Source organism: Pseudomaricurvus alkylphenolicus, assembly GCF_011683955.1.
Lineage (GTDB): Bacteria > Pseudomonadota > Gammaproteobacteria > Pseudomonadales > Cellvibrionaceae > Pseudomaricurvus > Pseudomaricurvus alkylphenolicus.
Genome location: NZ_JAAQPI010000009.1, coordinates 95,673 through 114,770 on the forward strand (window position 1 = coordinate 95,673; position 19,098 = coordinate 114,770).

General features: G+C 53.0%; 14 protein-coding genes. 9 read left to right on the top strand and 5 right to left on the bottom strand.

Features of this window, described 5'->3' with window-relative positions; genetic code table 11:
* Positions 1-3: 3 nt before the first annotated feature.
* From HBA55_RS21505 to HBA55_RS21520, 4 genes are read right to left on the bottom strand one after another with little or no spacing between them, the layout of a single operon-like run.
* Positions 4-948: an alpha/beta fold hydrolase gene (locus HBA55_RS21505; protein ID WP_166995719.1), complete on the bottom strand. Its 945-nt coding sequence runs from the start codon at positions 946-948 to the stop codon at positions 4-6.
* Complete coding sequence (locus HBA55_RS21510; protein WP_166995721.1) at positions 939-2,390, bottom strand: wax ester/triacylglycerol synthase family O-acyltransferase; 1,452 nt, start codon at positions 2,388-2,390, stop codon at positions 939-941. The genes HBA55_RS21505 and HBA55_RS21510 overlap by 10 nt, the downstream gene beginning before the upstream one ends.
* A gap of 6 nt (positions 2,391-2,396) precedes the next feature.
* Positions 2,397-4,736: a glycerol-3-phosphate 1-O-acyltransferase gene (locus HBA55_RS21515; RefSeq protein ID WP_166995723.1), complete on the bottom strand. Its 2,340-nt coding sequence runs from the start codon at positions 4,734-4,736 to the stop codon at positions 2,397-2,399.
* Positions 4,733-6,190, bottom strand: a complete 1,458-nt coding sequence (locus HBA55_RS21520; protein ID WP_166995725.1) for an HAD-IB family hydrolase — start codon at positions 6,188-6,190, stop codon at positions 4,733-4,735. Before HBA55_RS21520 ends, HBA55_RS21515 begins: the two co-directional genes overlap by 4 nt.
* Positions 6,191-6,536: 346 nt before the next feature.
* Between HBA55_RS21520 and HBA55_RS21525 the strand changes: the two genes are divergently transcribed.
* The 9 genes from HBA55_RS21525 to HBA55_RS21565 all read left to right on the top strand — a co-directional run bounded on the left by HBA55_RS21525 (position 6,537) and on the right by HBA55_RS21565 (position 17,808).
* Positions 6,537-9,161, top strand: coding sequence for a TonB-dependent receptor plug domain-containing protein (locus HBA55_RS21525; RefSeq protein ID WP_166995727.1), 2,625 nt, complete (start codon positions 6,537-6,539; stop codon positions 9,159-9,161).
* Between the two features lie 165 nt (positions 9,162-9,326).
* The gene (locus HBA55_RS21530) at positions 9,327-10,313 is read left to right on the top strand and encodes an AraC family transcriptional regulator ligand-binding domain-containing protein (RefSeq protein ID WP_166995729.1); all 987 of its coding nucleotides are present in this window, start codon (positions 9,327-9,329) and stop codon (positions 10,311-10,313) included.
* A gap of 193 nt (positions 10,314-10,506) precedes the next feature.
* Positions 10,507-11,709, top strand: coding sequence for an acyl-CoA dehydrogenase family protein (locus HBA55_RS21535; protein WP_166995731.1), 1,203 nt, complete (start codon positions 10,507-10,509; stop codon positions 11,707-11,709).
* Between the two features lie 11 nt (positions 11,710-11,720).
* A complete protein-coding gene (locus tag HBA55_RS21540) occupies positions 11,721-12,875 on the top strand; it encodes an acyl-CoA dehydrogenase family protein (protein WP_166995733.1) in 1,155 nt (384 codons plus the stop codon).
* A gap of 174 nt (positions 12,876-13,049) precedes the next feature.
* Positions 13,050-14,579, top strand: coding sequence for an FMN-binding glutamate synthase family protein (locus HBA55_RS21545; protein ID WP_166995735.1), 1,530 nt, complete (start codon positions 13,050-13,052; stop codon positions 14,577-14,579).
* Between the two features lie 206 nt (positions 14,580-14,785).
* On the top strand, positions 14,786-15,220 hold the full coding sequence (locus HBA55_RS21550) for a hypothetical protein (RefSeq protein ID WP_166995737.1): 435 nt from the start codon (positions 14,786-14,788) through the stop codon (positions 15,218-15,220).
* Positions 15,221-15,222: 2 nt separating this feature from the next.
* On the top strand, positions 15,223-15,756 hold the full coding sequence (locus HBA55_RS21555) for a (2Fe-2S)-binding protein (RefSeq protein ID WP_166995739.1): 534 nt from the start codon (positions 15,223-15,225) through the stop codon (positions 15,754-15,756).
* Complete coding sequence (locus HBA55_RS21560) at positions 15,753-16,514, top strand: molybdopterin cofactor-binding domain-containing protein (protein ID WP_166996083.1); 762 nt, start codon at positions 15,753-15,755, stop codon at positions 16,512-16,514. Before HBA55_RS21555 ends, HBA55_RS21560 begins: the two co-directional genes overlap by 4 nt.
* Positions 16,453-17,808, top strand: coding sequence for a xanthine dehydrogenase family protein molybdopterin-binding subunit (locus HBA55_RS21565; protein ID WP_166995741.1), 1,356 nt, complete (start codon positions 16,453-16,455; stop codon positions 17,806-17,808). Before HBA55_RS21560 ends, HBA55_RS21565 begins: the two co-directional genes overlap by 62 nt.
* Positions 17,809-17,841: 33 nt before the next feature.
* Here the strand turns inward: HBA55_RS21565 and HBA55_RS21570 are convergent, their stop codons facing one another.
* Complete coding sequence (locus tag HBA55_RS21570; protein WP_166995743.1) at positions 17,842-18,882, bottom strand: AraC family transcriptional regulator; 1,041 nt, start codon at positions 18,880-18,882, stop codon at positions 17,842-17,844.
* Positions 18,883-19,098 lie beyond the last annotated feature (216 nt).

The following is a 19,098-nucleotide window of genomic DNA, read 5'->3' on the forward strand; positions in this document are numbered from 1 at the left end:
AGCCTATGCAAAATGAGGCGATAGTGCATTATGCAGCCACGTCAAGAGATTATCGGTCACTTCATCTCGATTGATTTCATTGAGCATTTCATGACGCCCGCCGGGATAAAAATCGTGCGCTATGTGTTCAATGCCCGCAGCGGCGTAGTGATCGATTAAAGTAAAAAGCGCGCTGAGGTTTCCATTGACGGGATCTTTATCTCCGGCAAACAGATAGACAGGCAGCTGCTTGGGGATTTGTTCAAATTCAGTAATCGCTCTGGGAATACGGTTATGCCTGAGCATATCCAGCCAGGCGCCGATACTAAGATCAATACCGCAAAGAGGGTCATCGCTGTAGGCCTGAACTTCGTGACTGTCCCGACTTAGCCAATCATGGTGGCTGCGCGCGTTTTCAATACTGTCAGCAAATCCGCCCTTCAAGACATCGCCCATGGTACGGCAGGGTGCTTCTCTGCCTTCCTTGTTCAGTTCGGCCTGAATGGTGGGTATAAATTCATCAAACCCCTCCACCAGGGTGGAGCCACTGAGAGCAACGGCCTCGATGCTGTCGCCGTAGAGTGCCATATACTGCTGCGTCATCAACGAGCCCATACTGTGTCCCAGCATGGCGATGGGCAGGTTTGGGTAGGATTCACCAACGATTTGATTCAGTTGATGCAAATCGTCCACCGCCAGATTCCAGCCATTGGCGCTGGCAAATACGCCAAGGCCGCTGTCTCGCGCGGTGAGTCCATGGCCGCGCAGGTCGGGAGCAAAGACGCCATATCCGTTTTCCAGCAAGGTCTGCGCGAGCCGTCGATAACGCCGGGCGTGCTCTGCGGCACCATGTACGATGATCACTATCGCTTTCGGCGCCTTCGCTTTCCAGCGATGAGTCGTTATCCTGAGTCCATCTTTAGCAAGAAAGGAGAAGGAACTATGAACGTTGGAATCGTTCAGAGCCATTGGCCTTTTTCCTTTTCGCTATGCTCCGGGTCGGCCAGAAACATTAACTCTGTGTACGCTGCCCTGAGACATTCCACCAAACGTTCACTGTCAGGCAACAGCTCCCTGCTGGAGGTAATGGTAAAGCTGATGCGTCCGTTATAACTCAAAACACCAATAAAGAGCCCCATTCCATCGCTCAAGGGCGCTATAGCCAGGTTACCGGCAATACGCGCTCCATTCATATAGCGTTGCTCCTGATCACCAGGGACATTGGAGATAAACACATTACAGGCGCTGCCAAATTTGGTTTTGACTGCCAGCTTGGCGGCGGCGAGCTGGGTGGGCGAGGCGACATTGCGCGTAATATCGGCCATCAGTCTCACCGACGTACCACTCCTGGCTTCCTTGCTGTCTGCGGTTGACCGGACAATGGCCCGCAATCGGCGCAGGGGATCGGAAATATTCGTATGTATGGGGGTGGTCATGGCACTCAGATTGTTGCCGGGATCTTCACCCGTCGACACCTGGCTGGCACCAGGGCGCCGGTTTATGGGAACCCAGGCGATTAGCGAGTCATCCGGCAGGTCATTGTGGTGTTGTAGATAGCGTCTCAGTCCGCCACTGCAAACGGCCAATACCACATCGTTGATTTTGGCCTTATCGACCAACTTGCTGATGCTCTTGAAATCATTCAGTGAGAAGCTGGTGGCATCCACTGTCTTGTTGGGTGAGACTGTGCCAGAAAAACGCGTCTCGGGAACGGTCGATTTGCCACTGGCGATGGCGCCCAGCGTTTCCCGGGCAGCGCGGCGTATTAGCGGAGCAGAGCACAATAATACGTCGGTCACTCGAATAGGGGCAACCAGGTTGTTGGATAGGGCGCGTTTGATCATGTCTCCGACCCCTGGTGCCTTGTGTGTTGACCGTGTTTCGGCTGAGGGCTCCACTACCCGGGTACCCAACGCGTCTGAATCCTGAAGGGCCGCCAGGAATTTGATCACCGATGCACCGTCAACGGCAACATGATGGATCTTAGTGGCAATGGCATAGCTGTTGGCAGGCAGACCGTCAATCTTGTCCAGTCCCTCAATAATATTCATTTCCCATGGGGGTCTGCGCATATCCAGCGCACTGGAGTGGTATCGTGATATTTCCAGGCAGAACTGCTGCCAGTCACCGGGGGCTGCCAGTTGACTGCGCCGCAAATGGTTATCAATATCGAAGTGCTCATCGTCCACCCAGTAGGGATAATCCAACTCCAACGGAACGTGATGTAGTCGCCGGGTAAATAAGGCAGAAGTGTCCTGACGACTTTTAATATGAGCGGCTATGTCGTCGAACGTTACCTTGCCCTGCGGCGCAGTCGTGGGATCAAACAGTGAAACCAGCGTGGCATGCGTCAGATTGTTGGGCGATTCCATATAGAGAAATTGCGCATCCTGTGGGCTAATTTGTTGCATGATTGACTAATTCCTAAATTGAGCGTCTCTGTAAGCATTGGCAATGACTTGGCTTGTCTCAAGGCGCAGCGCTAATTCTTGAAGCCTTCGGGCGATGCGTCTGCGTGGCTGCTCAGCCTCCTTATGGTTGGAACCCGTGAGTCCCATATTCGTTAACAGCCTAAAACAGTTTTGAAACAATATCTTTCCGATAGAGGCGTTGCTGCTGATGCGCCTTTGCAGATAGGCTTGGCGACCGTGCTTGAGGGCAGCCGCGATGATTACTTTTTCTTCAAGCGGACGCTCAGTAGGTTGTTGAACGATCAGGTCGGCTACGATTTTATAGGCCTCTACATACTGCAGCAGCACGGTGTGACCCACCAGTGGCTGCAGGGCGTCCAACAACTGCTGGCGGCATGCCTTGTCCCCCCGTAGCAGGGATTTCCATTGCGGGTGAGTGTTATCCAGCTCCTGGATGATCTCCTGGCGAAATTCCGTACTGGGAGAGTAGAAGAATTCAAACTTGAACAGATCCCGCAGTTGATCGACTTCTTCCCAAAATTCCTGTTCCAGCCCGTCGCCCGCTGCATCGCAGGTTTTGAGCAGTGCCAGTTCTATGATCGCCTTGTTCACGAAAAAGTGAATAATAGTGTTGCGGTAGTAGCTGGCGACTCGATGTTGCTCCGGAGTGATGCCATAAACCTCGTCAGGGCCTTCATCATATTTGGCAATAAGCTTCTCCGCCAGCATATGATCGAGCAGCTGACGCAGATGGGAGATGTTGTCGATATCAAGGTCGCTGGAAAGCCGAATATTTCGATCCTTTGCCCAGTTAATCAACAAAAGCAGTTCTCTCTTGAGCTCAGCTTTGGTCAGTGCTCTCGGTGTCGCCCCCAGTAGAGAGAAAGTTAATAGCGCCGGCAGAGTGATTGGCGTTACTCTGTTGGCTTCCACCGCCACCTGGAAGGCAATTTTGTGCAGAGCGGGGCGGTCATCGGGCTGAGGGGCCTTGGCTAAAACGACGGGGTCACCGACATCCATATACACTCGACCCATGGGCTTGCGCAATCCGCGGATGTAACCGAGATACCAGCGCAGAGACTCCGGTTTCTTTATTCTCCCTGCCTGCTCCAGGGAATATTCTTCGACGTCGTGAATCAGATCGAAGGAGATGGAAATTGGAACGATATGGATGTTTTCAGCTTCAGTGGTGTGACAGGCATCGAGCACGTATTTGAGCAGACCATACCGCGGTGGCATTAACTTTCCCAGTCGTGAGCGGGTACCTTCGAACGCCCAGGACAGCGGAAAGCGCTTTTCCATTAAATAACCGATGTAATGACGCAGTGTGAGCTTGTAGAGTTCATTGTCCTGAAAAGAGCGGCGAATAAAAATACCACCGGCGCGCCGCAGCAGGAATCCAAAGCCCGCGAAATTCATGTTAGCGCCACCAAAAACGTGGCATAAAGGAAAGTCGTTATCGTAAAGAACCTTGGGTAACACCGCGCCGTCGAGGTAGGTTTTGTGGGTAAATAACAGTATCGAAGGGTGCTGACGTACCACTGTACGCAGCTGTTCTATAGCCGCGGGATCAACAACCAAGTCTCTTTCGTAACCCAGTTTCAGAAGAAAATTGTTGAAACGGGAAAAAACATCCAAATAAAACCGACTGGGAAGTGAGATCATCTCCTTCATATAGATCCTGGCTTTTTTCCAGGTCTCATTCAAGGAAGTCTGATCGCGCTCCGCGATTTTTTCCAAGGCGGCTTTGTAAGCCGGGCTTTCACTAAGGCTCGCCATAATAAAACGGGGAACCTTATAGCGCCCCCCTTGCAGTCGGCGCTCAGCGATATCCAGTGCTAATCCACCTTGCCGGGCAACAAAGCCGGCGAAGGCATCCGGCGTTTGTTTCGGGTTGCTCTGCAGGCGATATTTGTACTGCTCCGCCAGGTTGTGAATGGTCTCGGGTTCGCCGGCAATGCAACAAACTCTTTCAGGAAAGCGCCGCAAAATATAACGCGCTGTCAAAGCACCCGGCCGTCTTGGGTTGCCAAGCAACAGGTGGTGCAAACGTGGCCCAGAGCCAATAAAATCGGGTGATGGAAGCCACACCACACGCAGGGGAGTGATGACCGCATCGTCTCCAGAACCGAGCAACGTTTCAAGCGCGGTTAGCTGTGAACTTTTTGGCTCTTCTTCAAGATTCCACCTGAGAAAATGTGTGCCCTTTTCGCTGTGCTGGTGCGGAGCCTGCTGCTGTAACCACTCACGTAGAAGCTTCTCTTCCAGAGAGTTGGCGGCATCGAGAATATAGACGGCGGGTCTGTTACTGCAGGAATGGGGCAGGGGATTGTGAGCTGAAGTCATTGATTTACCTCGGGTGCTTCTGAGGGTGATACCTGACCAAGAGCCGCCTGCATCATACGGCGAACATCAGCAACATGTTTATTGACTGTGGCAGCACGCCAGGAAGAGGTGTCAATGGGTGGCAATATGTCGACTCTAACCGTGGCGGCTCGATAAATGAAATCCCCTTTGGGCGCCACATCAATGGCATTGTGAATAACGATAGGCACCATGGGTACCCCCGCCTGCATGGCCAGGTGAAAGGGCCCCTTTTTGAAGGGAGCGAGTGCGGTTGATACCGTGCGTGTGCCCTCGGGGGCGACTACGACGGATTTACCGCCCTTTTTCATCATGTCTACCAGGGGCTGCATGGCTTCAATGGCGCTGGCGGAGTTGGCACGATCAATGGTCACCACGCCTCCCATTTCCAAAATCTTGCCAATAACGGGCAGTTTCCTGATTTCCTGTTTGCCAATCGCGGAGATGTCTCGACGCAACAGTTTGGTGATAATCACCAGGTCTGCTTTACTCTGATGATTGAAGACAAATACCGCTGGCCGCTGTGACCAGAGGTGTTGCTCGCCGGTGACTTCCAGGTCCATACCGATTAAAGCACTGGCTGTGTCGCCGAACAGCGACAGAGAAAAATTCTGGGCTTTGGTGCGCGAACCAGTCAATGCCCAAACGGGCATTCCTGCGGCAAAGCTGGAAACCATACTGCCGGTTACCGCCATGGAACGGACCAGGCGGTTCAGGGAGGGACGGCCGCGGCTGTCGAAACTGGCACAGTCCCATCCGCGGGAGTTAGCGATGGCGCTGAGTTTCTTATTGGGGTTCAGTGGTTGAGGGTGGCCGACGTGATCGAGCAATTGCAGGTCATCGTGACTGTCGGAATAAAAAAAGCTCTGATCGAGTTTGGCCCCGGTTGCAGAGGCGAGATTTTGAGCCGCCACTACCTTGCCTTCACCGAAACAAAGAGGTCGCTCGACACCTCCTGTAAACTGCCCGTTTTCAATTTCAAACCGACTGCAAAGAACATGCTCGATACCCAATTCTTCTGCCGCCTGCGTTACCTGATAGCGTGTTGCCGAACTGATAACGGCAAGGGTGTGCCCCTTGGCTCTATGGGCATCAATCAGAGTTCTGGCTTCCGGGTAGATCAGTCGCGCAATATGGTGGTGATACATGTGCTCGCCGATATCAATATACGTCTGTTCACTGACACCTTTCATCGAGCGGGCACTGACCAACATCAGTCCGGAAAAACCCAAACTGCCGCGACTAAAGGAGACCATCGCCGCGAGTAAATCTTTTAGACCCTGAGGGGATAGTTGGCCACGTTTTACCTGTTCTCGCACAAACGCTGTCGCCGACCAACCGGCGATAATCGTGCCGTCAAAGTCAAAAATTGCGGCGACCTGGGGGCCGCACTCGGTCTGGTCAATATTTTTCAGCAGTTGTTTGAGCGCGGCCAAAGGTATTATCTCCTATTGTCCCTGATCTCAAGTTTGGTTCGATCGTCAAACACTGCTTGAGATGGGGCTGGTGGGTTATAGGATTATCTCCATTCTGAAGATGGATAGTAGTGGTGTTGCGTCGAGGGAGTGCTTTCTTGCGCGGAATGAATGCAATCTTGTTCAGACAAACTTCAACATCTGTTCTTTCTCCTCAGAAAAACCTGTCCGAGTTACCGCGTGAAGTCTGGATGGGCTTTTTCAAGGTTATACCGTCCTCCAGCAAGGCGTGGAATTTCCGCTTGGCAGCTGGTGGCGTTGGGCTATACTTATAGAAAAGCCCTGTCATAAGAACTGTCCTCACTCCATGAATCGACCCCAAATCTTTTCCATTACCCATTACCTTGCTCCTATAGCTGGTGTTATTTTAGGCTGTATACTTACTCCCAGCTTTGCCGATACCACCCCGGACACTGAAGATCTGCTGAATCTATCTATGGAAGAGCTAATGGACATGGATGTCATCGTCACCATTGGCACCCGTGCTGAGGGCCGCTCTGCCGGTAATCTGCCTGTGCCGGTGGATGTGATACCCATAGCGGCCATGGCTGGTACGGGACATACAGAAGTTGGGCGGATGCTGCAGATACTGGCGCCGTCGTTCAATTTTTCCTCGTCCAGTATCAGTGACGGTACCGATGCACTGCGACCGGCCACCTTGCGGGGTCTGGGGCCGGATCAGACGCTGGTTCTTATTAACGGTAAACGTCGCCATCAGGCGTCGCTGCTGCACATCAATACCTCGGTAGGGCGTGGTACTGCGGGTGTGGATATGAACAGTATTCCGGCGGCGGCCATAGAACGGATAGAGGTTCTTCGCGATGGCGCCGCTGCCCAGTATGGCTCGGATGCCATTGCCGGTGTGATTAATGTGGTTCTTAAAGATGACAATAAAGCCGGGGTGCTGAGTACTTCCTACGGCGAATATAAGGAGGGAGACGGCACCACCACCAACGTGGATTTAAGCAAAGGCTTTGCGCTGGGACGCGAAGGATTTCTCCATGCTGCCTTGAATTACCGTGACAGAGGCAGGACCGACCGTAGCGGGCGTCAAGGTGTTTGCGTTTATGGGGGCTGTAGTGACAGTGATGGCGATGGTTTTGAAGAGGTCGGTGATAGCCGGGAAATTGACTTCGACCGCGATTTGTTTCGCATCGGCGATGCCGACTCGGAACAATGGGCGTTTGTACTCAATGCCCAGATGGACGTAGGAGCAGGGGAACTCTATGGCTTTGTGACTTACTCAGAGCGAGACAACCAGTCCGGTGCTTTTTATCGCAATCCCAGTTCGGGCTTTTCCGCCGCGCTGCAAGACGGTGACAATGTTATCCCCGATGGCTTTTTGCCCCTGATCAATTCCCGTATTAAAGACAGGTCCATCAATCTGGGTTATCGGGTTGACCTGGGTAAGGGCAAAAAGCTGGATCTGTCCTACACCTATGGCAAGAATACCATCGATTATGTTGTAGCAAATTCCATCAATTATTCATTCGTCAACGAGTTGAGATTCGGTCGGGGCCTCAGTGATACAGACATACGCAACAGCATCCCCAGGCGCGCCAAGGCCTATGGCCTGGAGTTGGGCTTGCAGACCCTAAATCTGGACTGGACACACACCGGTGCTGATCTGGGGATCGCTGCCGGCCTGGAATACCGAATCGACGACTACCGCGTTCGTCCCGGTGAGGCCTATGCGTACCGTGATTTTGATACCGATCTCGACAACGACGGTGCCTCACTCTACCCGCAAGATGCCGAAGCTGGAATACAGGGATTTCCAGGAATAGGGCCGGCATCAGCCGTGGATGAAGACCGATACGTGGTGTCTGCCTATATGGATATGGAACACCAGTGGGGCGAATCTTTATTGGTCAGTGCCGCACTGCGCTATGACGACTACCAGGACTTTGGCGACAGCGCCAATTTCAAACTGGGTGCCAATCTGGCGGTCAGCAGCGAGGTGCGTCTGCGGGCTGCTGTGAATACCGGCTTTCGGGCGCCGTCCATGCAGCAGCAGTATTTTAACAACGTCGGCACTCAGTTTGTGACCAACCCTGACGATCCTTCGGGAGCGCAGATCCCTGTGCAGGTGGGTACCTTTCGCAATGACAGCGGACTGGCCCGATTATTGGGCATTCCTCAGTTACAGGAAGAGGAGTCCATCAATCTGAGCGTGGGTTTGGTCTATACGCCCACTGAATCCATAAGTGTGACTCTGGATTATTATGCGATTGATATTGATGATCGGATTGTGATCAGCAACCGTCTGGATACCGACAGTGATCCCAGCGGCAGCCTGGGAGAAGCTCTGCAGACTGCTGGCGCGGGGGCAGCACAATTTTTCCTCAATGGCGCCAATACCGAGACACGCGGTGTAGATTTGGTGATGACCTACCAGGATATCCGCCTGGGCGGAGGACGATTGGATTTGACACTGGCGGCGAATAAAACCGAGACCGAGGTGGCTGACCTTTATACCTCTGCAGGTGGCAGTTTGTCGCAGCTGGATCCGACTGTGGTATTCAGCGCGCAAGATATCTCTATTATCGAGGAGTGGCAGCCGCAAGACCGGGTCAGTTTGACGGCGGCGTACCAGCGGCAGAACTGGCGCGTCAACCTGTTGCTAAACCGCTTTGGTGAATACACTGTGTCGGACGGTGGGCGTCAGACCTACGGCGCAAAGCTGTTGACGGATATCAATGTCAGTTACCAGTTCAACAACGGCTTTAGCGTTAGCCTGGGTGGAGTCAATATCTTCGATAAGCTGCCAGACCGAAACCGGATCGGCAACAGCCGCGGTGGTGCTCTGGAAACGGCTGTCGGAGGGGAGCAGATTGTAAACAGCCCCGGTGTGTTCACATACTCCCGGCGGTCGGCGCCTTTTGGTTTTAACGGGGCCTATTGGTACGGTAAATTGTCGTATCGTTTTTAGAGCTGTCTTTCAGATGGTCAAAAAAGCGGGTAGTGGGTTTGATGGCCCGGCACAAAGTCGCTATTGTTTGTAGATCGACGTTTAATAGCGGTTCAAACCCGATAAACCATGAGCGGTATTGACTCAGACAAGACAGCCTCTTCAATAGCAGCCCCTGGAAAAACCGTGTCAGCCCGGATCGCCAGAGTATTTCTGCAGCTGGCCGATGATCTGGGTGTAGACCGCGATCAACTGTTCTCCAGCGCGGATATCGACCCGATCTGGCTGGAAAACCCGGATGTCTTTATCCCGGTAGAGACGCTTTATAATCTCACCAAGCAACTGGCCAAGCTCGCCGACAGCGAGGATATCGGTTTGTGGGCCGGCCGCGCCAGCTTTCTGAATCAGACCAATCTATTGATGTATCTCTCGGCCATCTGTAGCCACTTTCGTCAATGGCTGAATATGATGCCCAGTACTCTAGAAGCGGCGGGAGATATTGGCGAAACCGTCGTGGTGAGAGAGGGCGATATGCTCCGCAGCGAGTGGCGGCCTCTGGTGCCGGTGCAAGACAGCGGTCGTTATATCACTGATATGATGTTGAGCTTGTGCCAATCCCTGCTTAACTCGGTCTGCTATCGGCCAGTCCCGGTGCCGACGGTTTATTTTAGCTACCCGGAGCCCTCTGATACGACGGTCCATCGTCAAATCTTTAGCGGGCAACTGGAGTTCGGTCAATCGTTTAGCGGTCTGTTTTATCCGGCGGCGGCATTGGAATACCCGATTATCAAGGTATGGGATGAGAAATCCCCGCTGAGTAAGGACAATCTGCTGAGCGTCATCGAAAAGGGCAGTGGGGATGGTTTTATGCGCCGGCTGCGGCGTTGCATCGTCAGGGCGTTGCCTTCTGGCGAGATGACCATCGATACCATCGCCAAAGAGTTGGCAATATCCCGCCGCACGCTGCAGCGGCGGTTGTCTGATCGCGATGAGGTGTTTGCCAATGTGGTGCAGGAACTGCGCTCGGCCATGGCAGTACGTTTATTGAGCGATCAGAAGATCCCCATTACCGAGATCGCTTTTCTGCTCGGTTACGTCAATACCTCCTCCTTCTCAACGGCCTTTAAGGGTTGGCACGGCTGCTCACCCCGGGACTTTGCCGGGCAGGTTTGATGCCCATCAGATCACTCTGGCACCAAATGTAAACCGTTTGGCACCGTTTCCAAAGCGGCCTGTTCAGTAGCTTCATATTATCTGTGGAACGGGTTACCACTATTTCAATTCCAACTCGTAGCAGCCCGCTCCGAGGGCGACATGGGCTTAAGCAAATGCTATTTAAAGAGCAGATGATGATTTGAGGTTAAGCATGAATACCGACGCAGATACTTTAACGGCGTTCCGACAGGAGGTGATTGCCTGGCTGGCGGACAATATTCCTGAAGATCCCGGCTTTCTGTTGCCATTGACCTTTATGGAAGTGGGAACCGAGGAACAACTGGAATTCCTTATTGCCTGGCAGCGCAAGGTCTACGACGCCGGTTATTTGGGCATGGCCTGGCCGGAGGCCTACGGCGGTCGCGGTATGCCACAGGTCTATCAGGATATCGTCGACGAAGAACTGATGAACCACAAAGCGCCGATTATCTTTAATACCATCGGCCTGGGGTGGGCCGGGCCACTGATTTTGCAGTTGGGTACCGAGGCCGAGAAACAGAAGTACATAAAAGGTATTCTGACCGGCGATGATATCTGGTGCCAGGGCTTCTCTGAGCCGGATCACGGTTCTGATCTCGGCAATGCACAGACCCGCGCTGTGCGTGACGGCGATGACTATGTGATTAACGGCAGTAAGATCTGGACTACCCACGGCACCTATGCCAAATATATGATTCTGCTGGCGCGCACCAACCCTGAAGCCCAGAGCAAGTACGCGGGGCTGTCTTTCTTTCTCTCGCCGATGGACGTGCCGGGCATTTCCACATCGCCGATTCGCAAGATCACCGGCGAGTACGGTTTTGCGCAAACGTTCTTTGACGATGCCCGAATACCGGCGAATTGCCTGATGGGCAATGAGGGCGATGGCTGGAAACTGGCCATGCAAACCTTGCAGTACGAGCGCAGTGTGGATGGTGGCCAGGCGAGTACCTACAAGATTACTTCGATGACCAGTGCCGATCTGATCGAAACCTGCCGCACGATCCAGCGCGACGGCAAGCCCTTGTTAGATGATCCCATCGTTCAGGATCAGTTGGTGCAGTTCATTATGGAGGAGCGAAACCTGTTACTGAATCAAAAGCGCAGTAGCATTCAGGATCTGTGTACCGACTATCCACTCTCTCTCATGTTGTCCGGCAAGCTTGAGGCCACGGAGCTGTTCCGGCGTATGCGACAGTATGCGGTGAGTTTGCAGGGGGCCAAAGGTGGGCTCTATATCCACGATAACGATGCCCTGGATGGCGGTATCTGGCAGCACGCCTATTTTAATAACTTCTCGGCCACCATTGGTGGCGGCACCAGCCAGGTTCAAACCAATATCATTGCTGAGCATGCGCTCGGTCTGCCGAAGTAAGGGGAGTCATCATGAATTTCGGTCAACAAGCGAGAAATCATAAAGTCGACAGCCTCAACTTCAGCGAAGAGCAGAAGATGATTCTGGAAAGCGCTCGCAGCTTTTGTGAGGACACTTCATCTATTGAGCAGGTCAGGGAGTTACTGGACTCTTCTCGGGGATATGAAGAGAGCGTCTGGGCGCAGTTGGTAGAACTCGGTTGGACGGGTATCGCCGTACCCGAGCGTTTTGGAGGCTCTGAGCTGGGCATCGAGACGGTGGTGCCCATTGTGGAAAGTATGGGGCGAAGTTTGTCCGCGACGCCTTTTATCTCCTGTACTTTGTCGGCACAAATATTGTTGCAAGCGGGCAGCACTGATCAGCAGCAGCGCTGGTTACCGAGAATAGTGGAAGGGCAGATTGCCACCGTAGCTTTATTGGATAATGAAGATTGGGGGGCATTCAGTACTACCCAGGAACTCAATGATGAGTTGGTCTTAAAGGGAGAGAAATGGTTTGTGGACGATGCCGTGAGCGCGGAGCTGTTTATCGTCCTCACTCAATATCAGGGCAATGCCCGTTTTGTGATGGTGACGCGCAATCAATTGGAGGAGGGCGCCGTACAAGCTCACGCATTAATCGATGAAACCAAGCGCTCCGCACGAGTGGATTTTACCGGCGTGTCTGTATCAGCAGAAGCTATTCTGGTGGCGGAAGATACCTCGGAGATATTGAATGATATCAAATTGATTGGTGCATTGCTGACGGCGGCGGAAGCGGTGGGCGCAACATCCTCCTGCCTGAACCTGATGGTTGAGTATCTGAATACCCGTAAGCAGTTCGGCAAATTGATTGGCTCCTATCAGGCCTTAAAACACCCCTGTGTGGATATTCTCACTAAACTGGAAGGTGCGCGCTCCCAGGTCTACCACGCGGCAACGCTGTTTGAAGAGGGCCAGGGAAAGATGGATCGCGACCTCGAAGTCGCCTGCCGTATGGCCAAGGCGTCGGCCAATGACGCACTGCTAATGGCAGGGGACCGGGCCGTGCAGTTTCATGGTGGTATGGGTTTTACCTACGAATGCGATGCGCAGTTGTATATTCGGCGAGCGCAGTGGAGTCAGCAGCAGTTTGGCGAATCCGCGCATCACCGCAAGCGCCTGGCGCCCTTGTTGTTGAGTTTATAAGCGGGTGCCGGGCTGATTCAGTGCTCATGGCGCTATCTGCTTTCAAGACCACTAGTCTATATAAATATTGAACATTGATGGTTGGGAGGTAAACTACAGTATTAACCCCATTAGCGGCAGGTTTATCTAGGAGGGCCGCTACTGTGGGGCTCAGCATACACCAGGAGGGGAGTCATGGAGAATCTACAGCAGCTTGCCCAGGCGGTTATTCAATGGACCGCATTAACCCTGCTGTTCCTGTTCGGCATAGGAATTCTCATCCTGGTTGCGTTGTATCTGATCGACAAGACCCAGACCAAACAAACCATACGTCGCAATTACCCAGTTGTCGGAAGGTTTCGCTACGCGTTTGAACACCTGGGTGAGTTCTTTCGCCAGTACTTCTTTGCCATGGATCGGGAGGAGTTACCCTTTAACCGTGCTGAACGTTCGTGGGTGTACCGGGCCGCAAAACAGGTCGACACGACGATCGCATTCGGTTCCACTCGGTCACTGACGTTGGAAGGCGAACCGATTTTTCTCAATAGCGCGTTTCCAACTCTCGAGGACGATGTGGTCGAGCCGAGACCTGTTACCATTGGCGAAGGTGTCTGCATTAAGCCTTATTCGACCAAGTCGCTGCTTAACATTTCCGGGATGAGCTTTGGCGCTATCTCCAAGCCCGCGGTGCTTGCACTGTCCCACGGTGCCCGCCAGGCCGGAAACTGGCTGAACACCGGGGAGGGTGGCTTATCTCCGTACCATCTGCGGGGAGGGTGCGATCTTGTTTACCAGATAGGTACGGCCAAGTACGGTGTTCGAAACTCCGAGGGTAAGCTGTGCGATGCAAAACTCAAGGAAATTGCCTCCCATGAGCAAGTGCGGATGTTTGAAATCAAGATGAGCCAGGGCGCCAAGCCGGGTAAAGGTGGCATTCTGCCAGGCGCGAAGGTCACAGAGGAAATCGCAGAGATACGTGGTATAGCGGTGGGTCAGGATTCGATCAGTCCCAATCGGCATGAGGAAGTTCGCTCTGTGGATGATCTACTGGACATGATCAACCGGATTCGAAGCGTAACCGGCAAGCCAGTGGGATTTAAGATGGTCGTGGGACAGCTGGAGTTCTTCGACGATTTGTTTAAAGCCATTCACGCCAGGGGCATTGACCAAGCGCCGGATTTTATCACCATCGACAGCGCCGATGGCGGCACCGGCGCGGCACCTCAGCCACTGATGGACTATATGGGTATGACACTGCGCGAAAGCTTACCGCTTGTTGTCGACCTGCTACACGAATACGGTTTGCGTGAGCGGATTAAAGTTATCGCTTCAGGCAAACTGATTACCCCCGGCAAGGTAGCCTGGGCAATCAGTGCAGGGGCGGATTTTTGTACATCCGCACGCGGGTTTATGTTCGCGTTGGGCTGTATTCAAGCACTACAGTGCAACAAGAATACCTGTCCCACGGGGATTACGACTCACAAGAAGGAGCTTCAACGTGGGCTGGTGCTCGAAGATAAAACCGCCCGCGTGGCGGCTTATGCCAAGAAGATTAACTACGGCGTTGGCCTCATTGCACATTCCTGTGGTGTGTCGCAACCCCGTGAATTGCAGCGGTGTCATGTTCGTGTTGTCGAGACCGGTGGCTTTTCTCGTTCGATGGCAGAGCAGTTTCCTGTGCCGGAGACCAAAACCGAATACATCAAACTGCGGCAAGCTGACTAGCTTCCGCCACATACTCCCCCTCAGCACTTGGCCAAAGTGGCCACATCTTGGCCAACCATCTCATAGTTTGGTCCAGCGATCCCCTTTAATCTAACGTCTGTCTCCTGTTTCAACTCAATGGGAGCATGACCAAACGGACCAGGAGTATCCCTCCGCCGGTTTAGCCAACACGTCAGGTTGTTATCCAAACATAGAAGTGATTTATCATGATTAAGCAGTTTTTCGCCTACAGTTTTTGCATCACTAATGCCATCATCTTTATCATCGTTGGTATTGAAGTCGCCAATGTCACTGTCGAGCAAGCCGCTCTTGAAGGGATGACCCAACGGGTTTACGCGTCCATCAGTTATGTAGACTACATGATGACAGCCACTTGGATCGTTCTGGCGATAGCGATTATGCAAGGACGCAGAGATCTGTTTCTGGGCACCGCCTGGTTCTACCTGGGGCTTATCGTGTGTGACGCCGTGATTAGTCACTTTATGTCCGTCGAAGCAAATGATCCCACGTTTACGCCTATGCTTCTGTCATTGATGGTTATGCAATCCATATTTCTATACTGGGCCATTGGTCGCTTTTCTACAGCGCCAAACTCTTCCGACGCGGGTGCGGTTGGTAAAGTACAGCTAAGCGGTAGGTAACCATGATCAGCTTTCAACTCAATGGCGAAGATGTCAGTGTCGATATTCCAGCCGACACACCGCTTCTGTGGGTTATTCGGGATTACTTCAAGCTCAAGGGGTCCAAGTTCGGTTGCGGCAAGGGACTCTGTGGTGCCTGTTCCATGCACCTGGATGGTGATTCGGTGCGTACTTGCATACATCCTGTATCAGCCGTTAGCGGTAAGTCTGTCAAAACCATCGAAGGTTTAGGATCTGCTGATAACCTCCATCCTCTGCAACAGGCCTGGATAGACAACAATGCTCCCCAGTGTGGTTACTGTCAGTCCGGTCAATTAATGAGTGCCAGTGCGCTATTGGCCAAAAACCTCAGCCCCTCGGAAGAAGAGATCGACAACGCCATGAAAGGCCATATCTGTCGCTGCGGCACTTATCCTCGGATTAAAAAAGCGATAACAGAAACCGCCAAGGCTCTCAACAGCACTGCCAGTAGACCCGTAGGCTACTACTTGCCCACAGAGAACAATGTGCAGGAAGATAAGGGAGAAAGTCCATGAGCCAGTTGACTCCGAGCCGGCGCAACTTTCTGAAGCTGTTGGGTTTTACCGGAGGTGGTCTGGTTTTGGGCGTCCCTTTGGTGGCAGGGTGTGCTGCATCGACGCGAGACCACAACTCCAAAGACAAGGGGTTTACCCCCAGTTCTTTTTTGCAAATTACCGAAGACAACGAGATTCACTTCTATTTGCCACAGGATGAAATGGGGCAGGGGATCTACACCGGATTAACCACGCTGGTGGCCGAAGAGCTGGAGGTGAATCCGGAGCAGATTCAGGTCCATTTCGCCCCTCCCCATAAGGATTTTAGAAATCTAACTCTGGAAATGCAGCTCACCGGTGGCAGTAACAGTATCAGCGCCTGGTTTCGTCCACTGCGCCAGTCCGCAGCCAACGCCCGCGAGTTGATACGCAATGCCGCGGCTCAACAGCTCAATGCCCCAGTCACGCAATTACAACTGCAGGAAGGCCAAGTCAGTTGGCGGGGTAAAAAGCATCCCTACGGTGACTTTGCTGCATTGGCCGGTACACTGCCGGTCGTGGAAGACGCGCCCATCAAGAAAAACGGTGACTTTAGACACATCGGTAAAAGCCGTCCCCGTTTGGATGGGATTGCCAAATCTACCGGAACGGCCGTTTTTGGTATCGATATAGATATCCCAAACCTGTATCGCGCGGTGGTGGTACGCTCCCCGGTCCATGGCGGCATCCCCAAACAGTTCTTCCGAGGAAGTCTACCTCGATTTCAAATCTGCGCTTGATACCGAGGAGGGCGATAAGGCGGAGAAAATCGGCGATGGCGCCCAAGCTCTGGGCCGCGCGGACAAACAGATTGAAGCCGATTACCGGGCCCCCTACCTTGCGCATGCCACCATGGAGCCCATGAACTGCACCGTCCGCATTGATCAGGATCGCTGTGACCTGTGGGTGGGTAACCAGGCGCCGGAAATGGTTCGCGACGTCGCCGCTTACTATGCCGAAGTTCATCAGGATAAGGTGCAGGTTCATTCGACCTTCCTGGGTGGCGGCTTTGGCCGGCGCGTATCATTGGATTATGTGGCTGAAGCCGTGAGTATCGCCAAAGCAAGTGGCCTGGCCGTTCAAGTGGTATGGAGCCGCGAGGATGATATTCGTCATGATTATTATCGCCCCGCCTCCATGGCGCGATTCAAAGCCGCTCTGGACGAGCAGGGTAGAATCGAGAGCTGGTTTGTCAAGCGCGCAGGGCCCAACATTATGCCTTACATGATCGACGACGTTTTCGACACCATGGTTCCCGGTTTTGTACCTGACGGACTTGCCGACTGGATGAGCAAGCGCGGTTATGGTCTATATGATGGCATACTGCTGGATCACGCCAGTGTTGAAGGGCTGTTTGAAGATTACGACATACCCAATAAGGAAGTACGCCATATCACCCGGGATCCAGGATTGCGTACGGGCTATTGGCGCAGTGTTGGCCATTCTTTTGGTGGTTTCTGTAAGGAGAGTTTTATGGATGAACTGGCCCTGGCAGCCGACCGGGATCCGGTAGAGATGCGCCTCCTGCATTCACAGTCTGATCCGAATCTGCATCAGGTGATTGAGGTAGCCGCCGAAAAATCCAACTGGGGGCAGCCCTTGCCGACCAACCACTTTCACGGCATTGCCGCCCATACCTCCTTTAACAGCAGTGTGGCGCAAGTGGCGGAGATCTCCATCGAGCGTAATCAGATCAAAGTACATAAGGTCACCTGTGTGGTGAACTGCGGCACCGCCATTAACCCTGATAATGTTCGTGCACAGATGGAAAGCGGCATTATCTTTGGCATCAGCGCCGCTCTGTTTGGTGTAATCACCTTGCACAACGGTCAGGTAGAGCAGAGCAACTTCCACGATTATCCGATGGTGCGCATGGATGACAGTCCGCAGATCGAAGTGCATATCATTGAGAGTGACGAAGATCCTACTGGCGTCGGGGAACCGGGTGTGCCACCCATTGCTGCGGCTATCGGTAATGCTGTCTACGCAGCCACCGGCAAGCGGCTGCGGCAATTGCCGTTGAAGCTGAGCTGATTGGTGTCGCTACCGTGTCAGTATCAGACTAACTCAGGGCTGATGTTTTTGACGATATTGTGTCGGCGTCAACCCGGACCACTTTTTAAAGGTCGACTGAAAACTGGAGCGATCGGCGTAGCCGATTTCGTCGGCCACCTGTTCAACACTTAAGGCGGACTGCAACAGGTAGTCCGCCGCCAACTGCATCCGTACCCGTGTGTAGAGTTCGCGAAACGTTGTGCCTTCTTCCTGCAATCGACGTCTGAGTGATCGATAGCTGGTCTTTAACCCTGAGGCCACGGTTTCCGGGGTTAAGGTTTCGCCAGGGTTTTCCACCAGATAGCGGCACACCCGCTCCGCCATGCCTCCCTTATTTCTCAACGCGTTCAGAGCCGTTTCACATTGCTGTCGGCTCAGTGCGGCTACCTCGGCGTCGGAGAATTCTAATGGCAAGCCCAGTAGTGAGGCGGGCAGAAGATACTCATTATGAGCACAGTCATATTCCACCGAACAACCAACGCTGCTTTCAATCACGCTATTATAGCTGGGTTGCGCGCAGTTCATGCGGACATGAATGAAGTTGGCTTTTCTATTCAAATTTGATTCGATAATAGAGCACCATTCACCCAGCAAATACTCAGTATAATATTGCTGTACCTTGGGATCAGTATAGCGTGCTACTGTGGAGGTAATGGTCACAAACTCGCCCTGGAGGCTCATGCTCTCTTGTGCACTGTCTTCATTTCCCAGGAGTTGTTGAAACCGAAAGTAGGTTTCCAGGGAGTCACGCGCGGTTTTACAACTCAGATAGGCGTACCCCAGTATGCCATGGTCAGCCATCGAGATCCGGCGGCCGGCCTTAAAGCCAAAGGCCGGAATCTTTATGTCACTTAGGGCACACTCAAACATCCGCTCCACCGCGTCGGCGGGGACTTCCGTTGCATTACCCGCCAGGGCAGGCACGGGCACACCGGCCTCCTGCGCGTAGGCGCTCAGGTCCACGCCATGTTCCAGTGCAACCTGTTGCGCATGATAAAGCTCAATAGCTGGAATGGAATTTGGGGCGGTAACAATACCAAAGCCTGCAAGCATATTTTCAGTGGATCTGTCTGTTAATCGGTATCAAGGCAATGCTTGTATCCTGGCACAGGTGGCGCCAATAGAAAAGTGGACATTGGCCAATGAGGCCACAATCTGGCCATCTACCTCATAGTTCAGATTAGCCGCTCACTATAACCTTGGCTTCTGTCGCCAATCGATAACAAGCAGCGGAACAGGCTGCTAAATAACAGGCGCAGGTACTTCAGT

Excerpts from the sequence above, each read along its gene's own strand:
- HBA55_RS21505 (WP_166995719.1), bottom strand. The coding sequence starts at position 948 with ATGGCTCTGAACGATTCCAACGTTCATAGTTCCTTCTCCTTTCTTGCT.
- HBA55_RS21515 (WP_166995723.1), bottom strand. The coding sequence starts at position 4,736 with ATGACTTCAGCTCACAATCCCCTGCCCCATTCCTGCAGTAACAGACCC.
- HBA55_RS21565 (WP_166995741.1), top strand. The coding sequence starts at position 16,453 with ATGGCGGCATCCCCAAACAGTTCTTCCGAGGAAGTCTACCTCGATTTC.
- HBA55_RS21525 (WP_166995727.1), top strand. The coding sequence starts at position 6,537 with ATGAATCGACCCCAAATCTTTTCCATTACCCATTACCTTGCTCCTATA.
- HBA55_RS21550 (WP_166995737.1), top strand. The coding sequence starts at position 14,786 with ATGATTAAGCAGTTTTTCGCCTACAGTTTTTGCATCACTAATGCCATC.
- HBA55_RS21510 (WP_166995721.1), bottom strand. The coding sequence starts at position 2,390 with ATGCAACAAATTAGCCCACAGGATGCGCAATTTCTCTATATGGAATCG.
- HBA55_RS21560 (WP_166996083.1), top strand. The coding sequence starts at position 15,753 with ATGAGCCAGTTGACTCCGAGCCGGCGCAACTTTCTGAAGCTGTTGGGT.
- HBA55_RS21570 (WP_166995743.1), bottom strand. The coding sequence starts at position 18,882 with ATGCTTGCAGGCTTTGGTATTGTTACCGCCCCAAATTCCATTCCAGCT.
- HBA55_RS21535 (WP_166995731.1), top strand. The coding sequence starts at position 10,507 with ATGAATACCGACGCAGATACTTTAACGGCGTTCCGACAGGAGGTGATT.
- HBA55_RS21540 (WP_166995733.1), top strand. The coding sequence starts at position 11,721 with ATGAATTTCGGTCAACAAGCGAGAAATCATAAAGTCGACAGCCTCAAC.
- HBA55_RS21545 (WP_166995735.1), top strand. The coding sequence starts at position 13,050 with ATGGAGAATCTACAGCAGCTTGCCCAGGCGGTTATTCAATGGACCGCA.
- HBA55_RS21555 (WP_166995739.1), top strand. The coding sequence starts at position 15,223 with ATGATCAGCTTTCAACTCAATGGCGAAGATGTCAGTGTCGATATTCCA.